We start from the raw sequence: 17113 nt of genomic DNA, 5'->3' as shown, positions 1-17113 counted from the left end.
TGAGATAAAGAAAGGGCAGGACGATGAAAAAGACAAAACTAATCGCGCTGCTGGCCGCAGCGGCTGCAACTGTCGCAGTATGGTCTGTGCTGAACAGTAAAACGTCGCCGCAGTTTGACGAGGCCGATTTTACACCTGTCGTTATCGCAAGGACTGCGATCCCAGAAGGAACCGTCATTGAGGCAGGAATGCTGGAAGTAAAACAGATTTTGGGAACCTATGTGCCGGGCAGCGCCTATACCCGGATGGATGATGTGACTGGAAAGGTGGCAAAAGATGAGATTGCTCCGGGGGAGATGGTCACGAAAGGACGGTTTACCGGGACAGAAGGCGGAGGAATCGGACTGGCCTATCAGATGGAAAACGGAAGACGTGCATTTACTTTGGAGGTGGGGGTCGAGGCCGGCGTGGCGGGCCTGATTGCTGTGGGTAACAAAGTGGATATCATTGTGACCGACTTAAATGATCAGAAACAGTTTGAAACCGGTTACTTGCTTCAGCAGGTTGAGGTGCTGGCCGTGGATTCCCGCCTTAAAAAGTTTGAAAACGCCGCAGATATCATGTATGGAAGCGTAACTCTTTCCGTTACACCGGAAGAGGCGCTGGAGGCAGAATCCAAGGCGTTTCGCGCAAGGACCATAAACAACGGAAACCTGCGTCTGACACTGCGCCCGCAGGCTGACGATTCTGAGACAGAGGCGGGACCTGTCGTGACCCAAGGGGCGGCCGCCCCAATATCAGCTCCGGAAGCGGAACAGGAGTAAACGAGATATGAATATAAGGACATTGCTAGTAGGATTTGGCAGCGACATGAAAGACCGGCTGACGGATCTTCTGCGCCAGTCGGAGATCGAGTTAAAGGGTGATATCGCAGATCTTGCGCGCGGAACAGAGACGATTGACAGAAATAAACCGGGCCTGCTTCTAATATCAGCGGAGACGGACCGGAAACTTTTGATGTTCTGCCAACAGGTTTATATTTTGTACCCGGAAGTAACGATGGTTATGATCTCAGACCAGCCGGATATCGGTATTTTACCCTACGCCATGGAAGCGGGAATCCGCAGAGTGATCGCCCCGCTGCCGTCCAAAGAAGAGTTAATCGGCGCACTGAAAGAACTGTGCATCAGCGAAAGCTCCAGACATTTTAACCGTTCTGGTGAAAATTCCGGCCTTCCTAAAACGGAGGTCTTATTTGTGACCGGAGCCGGCGGAGGCATCGGAAAAACCACTCTTGCCGTAAATCTGGCGGTGAAGCTGGCGGCACAGAGGCGCAAGGTAGTGCTTCTGGATTTTAATATGCAGTATGGGGATACCGGTATGCTGCTTGGCATCGAGCCGAAGCAGACCATAGCAGAGCTTTTACAGGATCAAAAGGCGCCTACTTTGGATACAGTCAATTCCTATTTGGATTACCACCAGTCAGGGCTGAAAGTCCTGTTTGGGCCCAAAAGCCCAGAATATGCGGAAACCATAGGTGGAAAGAATATCGAGAAGATCATCGGGATTCTGAGAAATTACTACGATTATATTGTTATAGACGGCAGCGTCGGCTTCGGAGACGTAAATCTGGCGATTCTGGATTTGTGCAGCACGATTCTGCTTGTGGCCCAGCCTCAGATCAATAACTTAAAAAATACAAAGAAGGCGCTCCTCCTTTTCAGAACTCTGAATATGGAACAGAAGATCCGTCTGATCATGAAGGAAACTCCATCAAAGGCCATATCACAGGCTGATGTGGAGCGGGTACTGGGACGGAAAGTCGATCTTGTGCTCCCATACGATGAAAAGTCTGCAACCTCGGCTCTGAATCAAGGGAAACCGGTGGTTTTATGCGCTCCGAAAAGCTCCTATACGGCTGCAGTTTCCCGCCTCTGTTCAGTGATGGAGAAGGATTCCGGCCTGCCGGAGGAGAATAAGAAAAAGAGGGCTGCAGCGAGAAAAAAAGCAAAAAAACGGGGGTAATATATGGGACTTCTGGAACGGCTGGAGCAGGCCAGAATCGTAAGGGCTGCGCAGGAAAAGGATGTGGAGCCGGAAAACATAGAATATTATGACGAATACGAAGATTTTAAAGACCGGATTCATATGGAACTGGTCAAACGGGCAAACACTCCTGCGGCCGGTGATGAAAAAGCGGCTGATATCAGAACTGTCATCAGTCAGCTTGTGGAGGCCGGCGGAGAGGATATTCCCAGAAGCAAAAAACAGAAGCTGGTGCAGCAGATTTACGATGAGGCACAGGGGCTGGGACCTTTGGAAAAACTGCTCAGAGATGATACGATCAGCGAGGTTATGGTAAATGGACCCTACAATGTATATGTGGAGAGACGGGGACGATTGGAATTGACGGATATTAAGCTGAAGGATGACCGGTATGTGCTGGAACTGATCGGCAAGATCGCAGGACCGTTGGGCAGAAGGTGCGATGAATCCAGCCCGATGCTGGATGCCAGGCTTCCGGACGGCTCCCGTGTCAATGCAATTATTCCGCCGCTGTCCTTAAAAGGGCCGTCGATCACCATACGTAAGTTTTCCAAAATCCCTCTCCGCGCGGATAATTTGATCGATTTCGGATCGGCGTCCTTTCAGATGCTTCAATTCCTGGAAGCCTGTGTGAAGGCAAGGGCCAATGTCATTGTCTGCGGAGGAACCGGAAGCGGAAAGACGACGCTTCTCAATATCCTGTCGGCTTATATTCCGGAGGATGAGCGGATCGTAACCATAGAGGATTCTGCGGAGCTGCAGCTCAGCCAGCGCCATACGATTACGCTGGAAAGCCGGCCGTCCAACGCCGAGGGAAAAGGGGAGATTACGATCAGAGATCTTGTCAGGAATGCCCTTCGTATGAGACCGGACCGGATTATTGTCGGTGAGTGCCGTTCCGGAGAGACACTGGATATGCTGCAGGCTATGAATACGGGGCATGACGGCTCCATGACGACGGCTCATGCTAATTCCTCAAGGGATGTGATATCCAGACTGGAGACTATGGTTTTAATGGCGGGAATGGAACTTCCCATCCGGGCAATCAGAGAACAGATAGCGTCTGCGTTTGATATTATCGTCAATCAGTCGAGAATGAAGGATGGAAGCAGAAAGATTGTGGAAATATCCGAGGTAATCGGCATGGAGTCTGAAGTGGTGACCCTGCAGACAATTTATCGTTTTGTTCCGGAGGGCTTTGATAATTCGGGTAAGGCTCTTGGCCGCTATGAAGCGACTGGAATCCGCCCCAAAGTGATTGGAAAGATGGAAGACAGGGGAATTCATGCTATGGATTCCTGGTTTAACTAGAGGAGGATGGAGATGGAAATAGGCGTTCTTTCCCTGTTGTTTGGCATCTATGTGTTTGCACTGTTCCTTTTTCTGTCTAATCTGTTTTTTCACAGTGAGAGAAACCTGGAAAAACAGCTGGAACAGATCTCCCGCATGGGGAGCCGCGGGATGGAGGAAAAACAGGGAGATAAGAAAAGGAAAGGCCAGAAAAAGAAATCTTTATTTCAAATTAAGGGATCACAGCAGTTCCACAGAGAACTGGAGAGTTCCGGCATACGGATGAGTGTACAGGAATATCTGTTGATTTGGATTAGCGTAATGATCCTTCCGGCGGCTCTGGCCTATTTTATTACCGGCAGGATAGTTACGGTTGTGCCGCTTTTAATTATCTGTGCACTTCTTCCGCCTTTGGTGGTGAAGATGTTTCGCAAAAAACGTATGGAAAAATTCTCTGTTCAGCTGGGGGATGCGCTGATGACAGTCAGCAATTGCCTCAGGAGCGGATTTTCCTTCCGGCAGGCAATTGAACGGGTCAGCACCGATATGCCGGATCCGATTGCGGAAGAGTTTAAACTGGCACTGATGGAGATGAACTATGGAGCCCCCTTGGAGGCGGCTTTGGGGGGCATCGCAGAACGTATGGAGAACCGTGATATGGAGATGATTAATTCTGCGATCATGGTACAGCAGCAGGTTGGAGGAAACTTGGCTGAGGTGATCGATAACGTCTCCAATACGATAAAAGACCGGATACGAATCCGTCAAAGCTTAAAAACGCTGACAGCCCAGGGAAGAATTTCGGGGATGATACTTGGCCTTCTTCCGGTTTTCACTCTCATTCTTCTCACCATCCTGAATCCGGACTATATGAGCACATTCTATTCGACGGATTTTGGCAAAATGCTGATGATTATAGCAACAATAATGGAATGTTCGGGATATCTGCTCATACGAAAGATTGTCAATATCAGGGTATAGGGAGGAAAGTTTAATGATAAAGCATGTATGGATAATCCTTTTATGCATCCTGGTTCTTACTGCCGTACCGGTTAAGACCCTGGCTGCGGATGAGAACGGGAATACGGCAGAGTTTGAAAAACATGGGGATGCCATTATGGAAATTTTAAGTCAGGAAAGCTGTCAGGCAGGAAATATCTCCACCGGCATTATTATGAACAGCGATCAGGAAGTGCGGCAGTTTGCAGATTTTTTTTATAAAAGATATTATTATGGATGCAGCCCATTGACAGTCTATTACGTCACCTATTCAGACAAACCGGGCCAGTTTGCGCTTGGCATCCGGGCAGAAGCCCCGCAGGAAGCCGCCAGACAGCAGAAAACGGTTAAGAATAAATTCGCCGAAGTCGCCTGTGGACTCCTTTCGAAAACGGAGTACGGCAAGGCTTTGGAGATATACCAGTGGGTATATGATAATTATGAATATGATTACAGCTACATAAATAATAATGTTTACAGCGCGTTTCAAACCGGAAAAACGGCGTGTAACGGCTATACCAGAATGTTTCAGGGGCTGTGCAGCGCGGCAGGGCTTACATGCGAAGTGGTAGTCGACGGGAATCATGCATGGAACCGTGTGGTCATAGACGGCCAATGGAGATATGTAGACGTAACCTGGAACAAAAATATTTCGGAAAACAGATGGCTGTTTGTAACAAAAGAAGAGATGGATCGAAGCCATAATCCTCAGGGAGTGTGACGGATATGATGGAATGGATTGCAGTATTGTGCACAGGAATCAGTATTTATAGTATAATTTCAGCCGTATTGGGCGGCGGTGAACGGGTTCTTTTGGAGCAGCTTGATCTGATCGAATCGATGGGTAATGAAAGAAAAAGCAGGAGAAGGGCCTATAATGGACTTTTTGCTTCACGGATGCTTAGGCTGGCTTTTGGCAGACTTCTCTCCATGATTGGATCGTTTCTGCCTGTGGGCAGCAAAGATAAAGAAAGAATCAGCATTCTGATGTACCAAAGCGGATTCCATATGAAGCCGGAGGAATACATTGCGTTTCAGCTTCTGGCAATGGCGGGAGGCGGCTTAGCAGGCCTGTATTACGGCTTCATGACGGGGAGAAATCTGGGACTATGCGCCGTTGCCGGTGTTTATGGCTGTTACGCTCTGATCCGTTTTACCACATCCGGGAAGGCAGCACGGCGAAAGGAACGGATTGAAAAACAGTTTCCTGAGATGCTGGATCTGCTCAGTATCAGCGTGGAGGCGGGGCTTGGATTCAATCAGGCCATGCAGTATATCACGGAACAGTGTCAGGGAGATCTGGTAGATGAATTTGGAACCACTGTCCGCGCCATGAGTCTGGGACAGAGCCGCAGGACGGCGTTGGAAGAGATGGCTTTAAGATGCGGGATTGATGAGATCCGGACCTTTACAGGAGCCGTGATCCAGGCGGATGAACTGGGGATCGCATTGAAGAACATTCTGAGCTCACAGGCCAGAGAAATGAGAAATCTGCAAAAATTGAGGACAGAAGAGCGGGCGCAGAAGGTTCCTATCAAGATGCTTCTTCCGATGGGGGTTCTGATATTTCCAGTTATGCTGATCATTATTATGGGGCCGGCAATCCCCAGACTGATGACCATATTATAAGGCGGTGAGATGATGGGATACCGGATCAGATATGAAAACGATAAAGAAATGCTGCTGGAAAATGTGAAGACAGCGGATAATTTTATGACCCGTCTGGCAGGTCTTATGGGCAGAAAAAGGATCGGAACGGAGGAAGGTCTTCTCCTCAAAAAGGTTTCCTGTATCCATACGTGCTTCATGCGTTTTCCCATATGCACCGTATATCTGGACAGTGATTACTGTGTAATCGACAGTGAGGTGGTTAAGCCCTGGCGCTGCGGAAAATTCTGCAGAGGAGCGGTTCATGTTTTGGAGATGCATGAGAGCAAATGGAAGGATATTCGGCCGGCGGAAAAACTGGTGTTGGAAGACGACGGGCGGGAAAGGAGAACATAGATGGACATGTTTGAAAAAAAAGGCCAGGAAGAGCCTGAGAAAACGGATGAACTTGGAGATATCCGCAGGCAGTATGAGCAGGCCCAGCTTGAGGAAAGCTTAAAAACCGTTGTGTTCGGCGGATACTCCAAAAAAAAGGTCAATGAAATCATCAGTACTTATAAAGAGATGATCAATTTGATGCAGGGTAATTTTGATTACCATCTTCAGGAGCTGAATGCAGAAAAAGAGCGGGTCTGCAACGAGAGGATTGTGTTAAAAAAGCAGCTGAATGAGGAACTGGAAAAAAATAAAAAGATGGAAAGCCTGCTGGAGGACGCAGAATATTGGAAGAACCAGTATCAGGAACAGAGAGCGCGGTATGAAGCGGTTAATCAAAGCCTCCTTGCGACACAGGAAGAAAAAGCTGACCTCTTAAAACAGTGCAGTGCGTCATACAGAAGGCTGGAGGAATTAGAGGCAAAGCTGGAAGAACTGCAGCAGCAGGAACAGCAGAAACTGCAGCAGGAACCTTCCCCCGGTCCGGATGGAGATCCGACACTGATTGCGGCATTGACAAGGCAGTTAGAGGAGATCACTTCCTACTGCGAGGCCATGGAAACTCAGCAGCGGAGCCTGGAAGGGCAAATCTCCAGCATGAAGAATATCAGCAGAGAGCTGGAAAAGCTTTCCCTTCAGTACGAGGAAAATCAGGAAGAGTTAAAGGAAGTACGCAGAAAATATAACAATGTAAAGACTGAAAACTATTCATTAAACAGTGAGATGGAATCCACCAGTCAGATCCTGGAAGAAATCCTTGTGCAGTTTGAGCAGAGGGAGAACGAAAATGACAAGCTGCACCAGGAGATTAATGAGTATCAGGAACAGCTGATGGCCGTTAAGAAAGAAAAACTGGCGCAGGATCAGTCTAATTTAACCTACATGGAACGGGCCTATAATGCGGAAAAAGAGATGAGGGAAACGCAGGAAGAGCTGCGAAGAACCCAAAAGGAGCTGGAGGAACTGCGCAAAGAGTACAATTCGCTTGAAAACAGCAAGGTAATTAAAATTCAGAATGCGCCGGCGGATATACCGGAGAAAGAGAAAATTGATGAACTGCTAAAGCGCGCATCGGCCGTTACCGGGAGAAGTTTTGAGACCGATGAGAAAACACCTGGAAAAGATACCGTGAGCATTACAAACGATAAAGAAATTTTATAAACAGGCAAAATGGAGGAGAACATGAGCCAGCAAACAGAAGAGTTAAACTGTAATATCTGTCGGAGTGCAGATAAGAGTCTTGAAAAATATATTGAAGTTCTGCCTTACGAGACATCTTTTCACAGAATGGAAGGGCAGTCTGTCAAATGCAGCTTCGGCCTTTTGGGAACCTGCTGCCGTCTCTGCGCCAATGGACCCTGCCGGATTGTGCCGGGAGGCGAGAAGGGAGTCTGCGGAGCAGATGCTGATACCATCGTCGCTCGCAGCTTCCTGCGGGCCGTGGCCTGTGGGTCAGGCTGTTATATTCATGTAATTGAAAATGTGGTAAAAAATCTCAAAAAGGCAGCAATAGCCAGGGGGAGATTTTCCAGCCCGGAGGCAGTCGAACGTCTGGCCGGAATGCTGGGAATCGAAGGGAAAGATAATATATATGATACCGCTGTAGAAATCGCGGATTCCATAAAAGAAGATCTCTATCGTGAATCGGAGAGAGAGATGAGCTACATAAAACGTTTAAGCAATCCGAAGCGATATGAGATTTGGCGCAGGCTGGGAATCCTGCCCGGAGGCGGAAAATCAGAGGTGTTTGACGGAGCTGTAAAGACTTCCACCAATTTATCCAGTGATCCGGAGGATATGCTTTTGCACTGTCTGCGCCTCGGTATCTCCACTGGTATCTATGGGCTGAAACTGACCAACCTGATCAATGATATTCTGATCGGGGAACCGGAAATCAATTTTGCTCCGGTAGGTTTCCAGGTGATTAACCCTGATTATATCAATATCATGCTGACTGGGCATCAGGAAGACTTATTCATGCAGTTTGTAAAAGAAGCGTCGTCGCCGGCTGCGCTTGCAATAGCCGGTGAAGCGGGAGCAAAGGGCTTTCGCGTTGTGGGCTGTACCTGCGTCGGTCTGGAGATGCAGCAGAAAAAGTCGGTTTACGGCGATGTTTATGCCGGAACAGCGGGAAATAATTTCTCCAGTGAGGCGGTTTTGGCTACGGGAGCCATCGACGGCGTGATTTCCGAATTTAACTGTACACTTCCGGGGATTGAATCGATCTGTGATGAACTCGATATTGAGCAGATTTGTATTGATAATATGGCAAGAAAAAGAGGGGCTCAGCTGATGCAGTTCCACTTTGAAACAGCTGAAAAAGACGCCGGGATTATGTTAAAGAAAATAGCCGAACGCTATAAAAGGCGCCGGAAAAATGTGACGATCCATCTTCCAAAGGATCATGGCAGCGGGCGGAGTATGGCGGGCCTCAGCGAGATGTCTCTGAAAGCTTTTCTGGGAGGGACATGGAAGCCTTTAATCGAGCTGATCATCATCGGCAGGATCAAAGGAATCGCCGGGGTTGTGGGCTGTTCCAGCTTAGACGGCGGCCATGATGTTCTGACACAGCAACTGGTCAAAGAGCTGATTAAGCGGGATATCCTGGTTCTGAGCGCAGGCTGTACCTCCGGTGGCCTGGCTAACTGCGGACTGATGGAGCCGGAAGCTGCGGATCTGGCAGGGGATTCCCTGAAGGATGTATGCCGCACTCTTGGAATACCGCCTGTTTTGAGTTTTGGCTCCTGTCTGGCCATAGGAAGGCTGGAGATGGTGGCAGAAGAGCTGGCGCAGGAATTAAAGATCGATATCTCCCAGCTTCCGCTTGTCCTGTCGGCTGCTCAATGGCTGGAGGAGCAGGCTTTGGCAGACGGAGCGTATGGCCTGGCGCTTGGACTGACTCTCCATCTGGGGAAACCGCCGTTTGTAACGGGAAGTCCTTTTGCAGTAGAACTTTTTACAGATCAGATGGAAGCTCTTACGGGAGGGCGTCTGATTTTGGAGCAGGATGGTGCTGCAGCTGCCGCCCGTCTGGAGGAAGTGATTATACAAAAGAGAAAAGCCCTTAACATATAGGAGAAAAAGATGAAGCGTATCATGATAGATGCATCTCTGTGCACAGGCTGTTTAAACTGCACCATGGAGTGCATGAACAGTCACAGGGAGTCAAACGTAATTTATGATTTGGATGCCGTGGATCCGGAAAATCCTCCCAGAAACATGATTTACCAGAGAAACAGCAGGTATTATCCTGTTTTCTGCCGCAACTGCAGTGAACCGGACTGCGTGAACGCATGTATGAGCGGAGCGCTGGTGAAAGATATGGAAACCGGACTTGTCCTGTATGACGAAACGGTATGCGCTAAATGCTTTATGTGCGTCATGGCATGCAGGTATGGGCACCCCAGACCGGCTGCTGGGCTAAAAAAAGTGATCCGGTGTGATTTTTGCAGAGATACGCAGGAAAAAGAACCACAGTGCGTGAAGGCGTGTCCTGTAAAAGCCATCTATATGCAGGAGGTGAAAAAATGAACTGCGTAATTATCGGAGCCGGAGCCGCAGGGCTTTCTGCAGCAGAGGAGATACGGCATTTAGATCCTGCAGCAGGGATAACGATTGTGTCAGCGGAGCAGGAGGTTTATTCCAGATGTATGCTGCATCAGTATCTTGGCGGAGAGAGAAACCTTTCATCCATAAAATTTATGCCGGAGGATTTCTTTGAGCGCCTGAAAATCAGCTTTCTTGGCGGGCGCAGAGTGGCTTCCATACGGGAGTCAGAGCATAAGGTGGTATTGGAGGATGGGGCTTCTATCCCCTATGACCGGCTGCTGATCGCCACCGGAGCAACGTATTTTGTGCCTCCAATCCCCAATTTCAGAGATGCGGAAAATGTCTTTGGTTTCAGAGGAATGGAGGATGTGAGACGGATTATAACCTCATCAGAACGTTTGGGAAACCGAGCCGTCATCATCGGAGGGGGCTTGATCGGTCTGGATGCCGCCTATGGCATGATGAAAAGAGGATGCCGGGTGACGCTGATTGAGAAAGAGGCACGTCTGATGCCCCTTCAGGCCGACGATTACGTATCGGGGCTGCTAAAACAGGTATTTGAACAGCAGGGCTGCCGGGTTCTTGTGGGAGCCGAAGTGAAAGATTCCGTCACGGATGAACGGGATATGATTACAAAAGTGATACTGGCGGACGGAACTGAAATTTCTTGTGATTTTGTTGTGGCAGCCACCAGTGTAAAGCCGCAAATGGAATTTTTAGAGGGCACCAGCATTCAGGCGCTTTATATGAATTACCACATCCACACAGTGCTTAGTCGGTTTTTGAAAAAAACAGATATCCACGTCAACAGAGGGCTGGAGGTGGATGCATATATGCGCACCAATTCAAACGACATCTATGCGGCAGGGGATGTGACGGGTCTTTCTGCCATATGGCCGGATGCCAGACAAATGGGCCGGTGTGCGGCAAGAAATATGTGCGGCGGAAATAAACAGAAGCCCGAGCTCTACCAATTTAAGAATACGGCCAATTTTTATGGTCTCGTCGTGTTCTCCGCAGGAAAGACTATGGTGGATGAAGAACGCTATGAAGTTCTGGTACAGCGAAGGAAAGGAGCTTACAGAAAACTGGTCTTAAAGGACTGGGTTTTAGAAGGTGTCCTGATGACAGGGGATTTATCCAATGCCGGAGTTTATCTGCACGCTCTGTCCCACCGTTTGAATTTAGAGAAAATGAAAGACCACCTCTTTTGCCTGTCATTTGCCGACTGGTATGGCATAGACGAAGAGAGCGGGGAATACTGCTATACGATAGAAAGCCGGGATTGTCTATGAATGCGGTAATAAGAAAGCTGAGAAGGCTTTTGTTCCGCCGCGAGGAAGGACAGAGCCTTGTGGAATTTGCGTTTGTTTTTCCGGTTCTGCTCATATTTTTCAGCGGAATTGCGGATACCGGGTGGGTGATATATAACTACATCAGCCTGGCGGATATGACGGATACGGCAGTACATGCCAACATTAAGTCAGACCAAGGGGATGCGGAGCGTTTTATCAGCCTGTATATCGAAAAATCCTTCCCGGAATTTGACGGCAGCGCCATGCAGCTGTCCGCCAATACCAGGGTCAGCTGGTACGATTATTATGATTATGTTTGGAAATCGAATAAAAGAAAGCATTGGAAAGTTCCCATGTATTACAAGGTGCTGAAAACCACTCTTGATATCACTTATCAGGTGGATTACTTAACGCCTATGGGCAAGCTGATTTTTGGAGATACGGATAATTGCATGATTTTAAACTCCCACAGCTCTGCCATAAAGGTTCTGGAAAATGACGGCTATAAGCCATAAGGAGGGAGGAGAAGATGAACGGCAGAATAAAAAAGATAAAAAAAGAAGCAGGTCAGGCCATGGTTGAGTTTGCTCTGGTTCTTCCCATCCTTCTGGTAGTTATTATTGGCTGCATGGAAGTCGCCTGGTATTTAACTGCAAAGTATAATCTGAATCAATATACGGAGGCGGTGGGCCGCAATATCAGAGGCCCGTTTATGCTGATCTGGTATCATGACGTTCATCCGAATGACTGGGTCACTGAAAGCTCCGGACGAAAGCCTTCCTGGCTGAGCCCACAGGAACAGGCGCTCTGGAGCTATGATGAATACGATGGCTGGTATGCGTTTGCCGCCCCGACGTCCGGTGAGACAATTGATCCGATGTATTATATCCTTGCCCTTGACAGCGAGGTTTTGTTTCAAAAGCGTTTACAGGGGATAGTTACCATGATTGACCCGGACGAAGCCGAATATAAGATCAGCGGAGGCTGGTACATCAATGCAGAGGTTATCCATGTCCCCGGAAAAAAGGCGTCCTGGACAGCGCCAAGGGACGGCGAAAAGATAGCGTATTACAGCGCGGATGTGAGAGTGGATATGACCTATCGCTACGAACCTTTGACCATTTTGGGACAGTGGCTGTTCTGCCATGACGGAAATGATTATGTCACAATGAAGGTAGAAGGACGGTACGTCTATAATCTCCCGCCGGGCATCAGTACATAGGAGGACATATGTTCAAACGATGGATGGAAAAAGAAGAGGGCAATGCCATGATCATGGGAGCCTTTGGTATTATTCTTCTTATCATGTTTATGGGAATCATGGTGGATATGGGGTTATATTTTACCAGCTACAGAAAACTCAGCGCAGTAGTCAAGTACTCGTCGGAAGAGATCGAGCAGATGCTTCCATATTACTCCTTTTCGGATAATTATGTGGAGGCATTCAAAACAGAATTTAATGAAAATCTATATGAATACGGCTATACTCTGTCCAATGTAGACCGGAGCAGGATCACCAGAACTTATGCGACTAACCTGGGAAACCCTATTATTCACGTTGAAATAGACATCGCTCTCCACGATACCTATCCCTGCATTTTTCTTCCGGTAATTGGAATTACAGATCTTCCGGTTAAATTTGTTAAGGTTGCCAGGCAATCCTATGGCATTGAAAAACGTTATACGGAGGGGATGCCGTATGAACTTTGGAAGGGCGGAGTTGATTTAGATGATATGGGAGATCTGGAAGATCCGGATGAATAGACGCGTTATGCTCTTATCTTATAAAATAAATGCGAAGAAAGCTTGTAACACAGGCTCTCTTCGCATTTATTGTGTTGCTGGATATAACCGGGGAGAGGCTCTGCAAAAAAATAATTAATGCCGTTTTCATCTGTCTTTGATATAATAAACAATAAGATAATTGCAGCATTTCCAGGAATGGATAAAGTGACCGGAAGATTTACATAGAAGAAAGGGCGTCAAAATGGGAAGAATATCGGATAGAATAGGGAAAAAGTGCAGAGAGTGGACGGCGAGGAATCTTATTATCGTTTTGCTCTGTTTGAATGGGATGACGGCATTCGCACCGGTAACAGTTTATGCGTCTCCCGATACTGCCGGGGATAGGGAGATGCATCTTTCACCAGAAATTTTGCCTGAAACAGAGGATTTATGGGAGAATCTGGAGAGTCAGGGAGAGGTTATCATTGCTTTTCCCAGTCAAATTGAAGCCGCAATCTCCTCATCGGAGGATGAGGACAGATATTCTTTCCGACTGGAGGATGAGACGGATGTGACTATATCTTTGGAATCTGAATATCCATGCGGTCTGGAATTGATATCAGAGGGCAGGGTGATCGGTGTCTCCAGAAGGCCGTTCAGCCAGATACTTGAGCCTTCCGGCCTGGAAATGGGAACCTATACGGTGCGCGTTGTCCCTTTGGAGGGAGTGGAATCATCTTCTTATACCCTGCGTGTTGCCAAACAGGCAAACAGGAAGAAAATACCGGATTATTCAGAGGCGCATATGGCCGGAACCAGCTATGATCCGAAGTCTCCTTTCCGGTTTACAAATACTAAAAAACCGGAAGATAAAGATAAAGGCGGACAGATCGTTAATGTCATTCATTATCTCGCCCATTGGCAAGGCCCTGTGGACGAATCGGTAGTGCCTTATTATTCGAAAGGGGATTTTGCGGAGACGCCCAGCGACTATATATACTATAAAAAGGCGGAGCCCAAATTCCATGAACAGAATGCACTCGTGCTTCCAGGCAGCGAACGCAGCGGGTATATAGAACACTGGAAGAATGCCATTATGACTTATGGGGCCATAGATACCGGGCTGCTTTTCAGCTACAATTATTTCGATAAAAATGAGGGAAACGGATATCCTGAATTGGATTACCAATACTTTTATGTTCCAAAAGAAGATTGGAACTATGACAGATATGGCGGCCATGCGGTTTTGGTTATAGGCTGGGATGATACGATAAAAAAAGAAAATTTCCGTGTTACAGAACGGAACTGGGACGCATTTACAGGAGACGGTGACCCGGAAGAAGGGATAATACTGGAGCGGGAGGCCATACCGGAACATGACGGAGCCTGGATATGCAGGGATTCCTATGGATCGGACCTCGAAACAAGGCCTGCTTATTACTATGTTTCTTACGAATCCAGTGATTTTGGAACTTCCGGATACCTGCCGACTGTATTTGCTCCCGGGGAAAAGAATGACAATTATAATCATCTGTACAGTAACTCGGCCGGTGGACTGATTGATGATACATTCAAGAACTCAGGATTTCTAAGGGGTGTTCAGGTCTTTCACAATGAAGACCAAGAAGAGCTGCTGAGGGCGGTAGGTTTTGTTGTAGCTCAGGGAGAATGTTCGTATGAAATTGGAGTCCGGATCGGAGAAGGATCGATAGAAAAGGTAAAGTCCGGATATCTGAAATATGGCGGATACCATACAGTACGCCTGGAGGATGGAATTCAGCTTCCAAAAGACACGGATTTTGAAATTCATGTAGCCCTGTCATGTGATGACGACAAGAACTTATGGTTTTACGGGTGCCGTAATACTGAGGGCTGGGTGGATGGAATCAAAGCGATTCCGGGAAAATCTTTTTACTATACAAGCTGGGATGAGGATGCAGAGCAGCTGGATGCCTCGGCAGAAGCAGAATATCCTTGTATCTATGCCTATACATATTCGCCGTTAAAAAGTGCAATCACCATATTAGATAATAAGGAAGACGTGGAAGAATATCATTTCACTGCGGAATTAAGTTCGGATACAGAATTAAATTCAGTCTCCAAGCAGGACAAAGCGACTGCGTCAGATGCGGGGAATCGATTAAAAAAGGCAACGGATTCAAATGCGGATGAAAGGTTAACGGATTCAGATACGGGGAATCGATTTAAAAAGGCAACAGGGTCAAATGCGGATGAGAGGTTAAAGAAAGCGACGGATTCAAATGCGGATGCAGATGAAGATGAGGTCGATGAAGTTCTGGAGGACGACAGGGAGGAAAACAAACAGGACAAAGAAGCGGAATGGAAAGAAATTCTGAAAATGCTGGAGATAAGAGCCCAGGATGAGGGAGTTATTCCTCTTGAAACGGCGGAAATGGCAGAGATTGCTCCCCTTGATTTAGATTTCCCTGAAAGATATGATTCCAGGGATTATCATCTGATCACAAAGGCGAAACATCAGGGAAACAGCAGTATCTGCTGGTCATTTGCGGCGGCTGGAGCGCTGGAAGCCAGTTATCTGCGGTATGGAAACCAGTTGATTGACTATCCAAGAGGCTTAAATATCAAGTCTCAGGAAGAAACAATCACGAACGGGACGATTTCCCTAAAGCTTAAAAAGGGGCAGGAAATTCCTTTGAATCTTTCTGCAGATCTTTATTCGGACAACGGATATTTTCATCCGGGAAGTCCTCAGATCTACTGGGAAATTACAGGTGACATGGGTAGTGTGGAGGCGGAAACGAAACTTTCTGAAAGCGGAGAGGAGGCTGTCATACTGATTGCACAGGCCCCCGGAAAAGTGACGGTGACTGCTGTCAGCATGGCGGATATGAGCCTGAAGGCGTCCTGCCGGATTGAGATTATAGAGTCTGTTCCGGCAAAAGTATATGTAAGACCGGAAAGATTGGCGATGAATGTCGGTGAGACACAGAAGCTGGAAACAACGGTGGAAGCAGATGAAAAACTGACCGTTCTGTATTCTTCCAGCCGGCCGGATATCGTTTCCGTGGATAAAGATGGCACAGTGCTTGCATTAAAGCCGGGTACAGCGTCTGTTACGGCAAAAGCCGGAGACGGACAGGCAGTTTGCCAGGTAAGGGTAAGAGGCGGAGACGGTTCCGGAGACGATGATAGTGAACCGGTAAAGGCAAAAAGGCAGACAGCAAATGAAGATACGGCTCATGGTTACTGGGAGCAGAACGTTGGCGGATGGCGCTTTCTAAAAGATGATGGTAGCTATGCTCGGTCTTCCTGGGAGAAAATAGGCGGCATATGGTATTATTTCAAAGAAGACTGTTTTGCTGCTTCCGGCTGGCTGTATCTGGGGGAGGTGTGGTATTACCTGAGTCAGGATGCGGAAACTTATGGCAAAATGGAAACGGGCTGGTTATATGATCCGTCATTCCATAAGTGGTTCTACATGGATGAAAGCGGCGCGATGGCCGTAGGATGGCATCAAATCGATGAAAAATGGTATTATTTCCATACGGTTTCAGATGGCGGAAAAGGCAGAATGTATGCAGGAGAACAGACTCCGGATGGTTATATGACAGGACCGGATGGGGAATGGGTACGGTAATTATCACCGGATTAGAAATTTTATTAAAAAAATTCCCGGAGAGATCGGCACTCTTTGGGAATTTTTTATTATAACCAGGAGATTGATTTTGATTATATTTGAATCAGTAATCCCTGCATAGATAAATGCTTGAGTTTCCGCAATTTGACATGGGAAAGGTATGCGTCATGGTCATTGCCTTTATAAAAGACACTGGTCTTAACTTTCCCTTCCCGACGATTGCGCAATTCCGTAGCCATTGTCCATCTGTTATGATATAAGAGCTTACGGTTGGACTTCAGGCGGATCACATAGTTCTGCCCAAGCGCATCCGGCTTTAGGAACATTTTATTATCATCATAGCCACGGTCCATAGCGAAGGTTGCTACAAACAACTGCCAGAGGCGAGCATGCCATATGTGATATCGGCAGTAAATTTCTTTTCCGGTTTAGAAAGTCGCTTGGAAATTTTATTTGAAAAATTTATAATTTTTCGTTTCAAAGTGTAAGTATTTGATGTAAAATGAACCATAGGGAATCCTTTCTTTTTTGTTTAGTGGATTATTTTGTGGTGATTTAATTTTACATCAAAAAGGGATAGGATTCCTTATATTTTGGGCATTTTTTT

Annotated in this window: 15 protein-coding genes; all 15 read left to right on the top strand. The window is 47.3% G+C overall.

Annotation, left to right across the window (positions count from 1 at the left end; translation table 11 throughout):
- The first annotated feature begins 23 nt into the window (after positions 1–23).
- The 15 genes from cpaB (at position 24) to C0033_RS00345 (ending at position 16506) form a co-directional block, all read left to right on the top strand.
- Positions 24–764 (top strand): Flp pilus assembly protein CpaB, encoded by a 741-nt coding sequence (gene cpaB / locus C0033_RS00415; RefSeq protein WP_103225900.1) that lies wholly within the window; start codon positions 24–26, stop codon positions 762–764.
- Positions 765–771: 7 nt separating this feature from the next.
- Positions 772–1965 (top strand): P-loop NTPase, encoded by a 1194-nt coding sequence (locus tag C0033_RS00410; RefSeq protein WP_103225899.1) that lies wholly within the window; start codon positions 772–774, stop codon positions 1963–1965.
- A 3-nt stretch (positions 1966–1968) separates the two neighbouring features.
- Positions 1969–3297, top strand: a complete 1329-nt coding sequence (locus tag C0033_RS00405; RefSeq protein WP_103225898.1) for a CpaF family protein — start codon at positions 1969–1971, stop codon at positions 3295–3297.
- Between the two features lie 12 nt (positions 3298–3309).
- Complete coding sequence (locus C0033_RS00400; RefSeq protein ID WP_180994506.1) at positions 3310–4257, top strand: type II secretion system F family protein; 948 nt, start codon at positions 3310–3312, stop codon at positions 4255–4257.
- 13 nt (positions 4258–4270) lie between these two features.
- On the top strand, positions 4271–4996 hold the full coding sequence (locus tag C0033_RS00395) for a transglutaminase domain-containing protein (protein ID WP_103225896.1): 726 nt from the start codon (positions 4271–4273) through the stop codon (positions 4994–4996).
- Between the two features lie 5 nt (positions 4997–5001).
- Positions 5002–5904, top strand: coding sequence for a type II secretion system F family protein (locus tag C0033_RS00390; RefSeq protein WP_103225895.1), 903 nt, complete (start codon positions 5002–5004; stop codon positions 5902–5904).
- 12 nt (positions 5905–5916) lie between these two features.
- Positions 5917–6279, top strand: a complete 363-nt coding sequence (locus C0033_RS00385; protein WP_180994505.1) for a DUF192 domain-containing protein — start codon at positions 5917–5919, stop codon at positions 6277–6279.
- Complete coding sequence (locus tag C0033_RS00380; protein ID WP_103225893.1) at positions 6280–7479, top strand: hypothetical protein; 1200 nt, start codon at positions 6280–6282, stop codon at positions 7477–7479.
- 21 nt (positions 7480–7500) lie between these two features.
- The gene (gene cooS, locus C0033_RS00375; protein ID WP_103225892.1) at positions 7501–9393 is read left to right on the top strand and encodes an anaerobic carbon-monoxide dehydrogenase catalytic subunit; all 1893 of its coding nucleotides are present in this window, start codon (positions 7501–7503) and stop codon (positions 9391–9393) included.
- Between the two features lie 9 nt (positions 9394–9402).
- Positions 9403–9849 carry a 4Fe-4S dicluster domain-containing protein gene (locus tag C0033_RS00370; RefSeq protein ID WP_103225891.1) on the top strand — a complete coding sequence of 149 codons (447 nt, stop codon included), beginning with the start codon at positions 9403–9405 and terminating at the stop codon, positions 9847–9849.
- Positions 9846–11162, top strand: a complete 1317-nt coding sequence (locus C0033_RS00365) for an FAD-dependent oxidoreductase (RefSeq protein WP_103225890.1) — start codon at positions 9846–9848, stop codon at positions 11160–11162. Before C0033_RS00370 ends, C0033_RS00365 begins: the two co-directional genes overlap by 4 nt.
- Positions 11159–11677 carry a TadE family protein gene (locus C0033_RS00360; RefSeq protein WP_103225889.1) on the top strand — a complete coding sequence of 173 codons (519 nt, stop codon included), beginning with the start codon at positions 11159–11161 and terminating at the stop codon, positions 11675–11677. Before C0033_RS00365 ends, C0033_RS00360 begins: the two co-directional genes overlap by 4 nt.
- A 14-nt stretch (positions 11678–11691) precedes the next feature.
- Complete coding sequence (locus tag C0033_RS00355; protein WP_207656843.1) at positions 11692–12384, top strand: TadE family protein; 693 nt, start codon at positions 11692–11694, stop codon at positions 12382–12384.
- An 8-nt stretch (positions 12385–12392) separates the two neighbouring features.
- Complete coding sequence (locus C0033_RS00350; protein WP_103225888.1) at positions 12393–12926, top strand: hypothetical protein; 534 nt, start codon at positions 12393–12395, stop codon at positions 12924–12926.
- A 391-nt stretch (positions 12927–13317) separates the two neighbouring features.
- On the top strand, positions 13318–16506 hold the full coding sequence (locus tag C0033_RS00345; RefSeq protein WP_180994504.1) for a lectin like domain-containing protein: 3189 nt from the start codon (positions 13318–13320) through the stop codon (positions 16504–16506).
- The last annotated feature ends 607 nt before the right edge of the window (positions 16507–17113 follow it).

It is taken from the genome of Clostridium sp. chh4-2, assembly GCF_002899675.1.
Lineage (GTDB): Bacteria > Bacillota > Clostridia > Lachnospirales > Lachnospiraceae > CHH4-2.
Note: the sequence above shows the minus strand (reverse complement) of the source record. Positions and strands in the feature narration are given on the sequence as shown.

Coding starts and splice junctions, on each gene's coding strand:
- C0033_RS00390 (WP_103225895.1), top strand. CDS start 5,002: ATGATGGAATGGATTGCAGTATTGTGCACAGGAATCAGTATTTATAGT.
- C0033_RS00385 (WP_180994505.1), top strand. CDS start 5,917: ATGGGATACCGGATCAGATATGAAAACGATAAAGAAATGCTGCTGGAA.
- cpaB (WP_103225900.1), top strand. CDS start 24: ATGAAAAAGACAAAACTAATCGCGCTGCTGGCCGCAGCGGCTGCAACT.
- C0033_RS00405 (WP_103225898.1), top strand. CDS start 1,969: ATGGGACTTCTGGAACGGCTGGAGCAGGCCAGAATCGTAAGGGCTGCG.
- C0033_RS00355 (WP_207656843.1), top strand. CDS start 11,692: ATGAACGGCAGAATAAAAAAGATAAAAAAAGAAGCAGGTCAGGCCATG.
- C0033_RS00410 (WP_103225899.1), top strand. CDS start 772: ATGAATATAAGGACATTGCTAGTAGGATTTGGCAGCGACATGAAAGAC.
- C0033_RS00365 (WP_103225890.1), top strand. CDS start 9,846: ATGAACTGCGTAATTATCGGAGCCGGAGCCGCAGGGCTTTCTGCAGCA.
- C0033_RS00360 (WP_103225889.1), top strand. CDS start 11,159: ATGAATGCGGTAATAAGAAAGCTGAGAAGGCTTTTGTTCCGCCGCGAG.
- C0033_RS00395 (WP_103225896.1), top strand. CDS start 4,271: ATGATAAAGCATGTATGGATAATCCTTTTATGCATCCTGGTTCTTACT.
- C0033_RS00380 (WP_103225893.1), top strand. CDS start 6,280: ATGGACATGTTTGAAAAAAAAGGCCAGGAAGAGCCTGAGAAAACGGAT.
- C0033_RS00400 (WP_180994506.1), top strand. CDS start 3,310: ATGGAAATAGGCGTTCTTTCCCTGTTGTTTGGCATCTATGTGTTTGCA.
- C0033_RS00350 (WP_103225888.1), top strand. CDS start 12,393: ATGTTCAAACGATGGATGGAAAAAGAAGAGGGCAATGCCATGATCATG.
- cooS (WP_103225892.1), top strand. CDS start 7,501: ATGAGCCAGCAAACAGAAGAGTTAAACTGTAATATCTGTCGGAGTGCA.
- C0033_RS00370 (WP_103225891.1), top strand. CDS start 9,403: ATGAAGCGTATCATGATAGATGCATCTCTGTGCACAGGCTGTTTAAAC.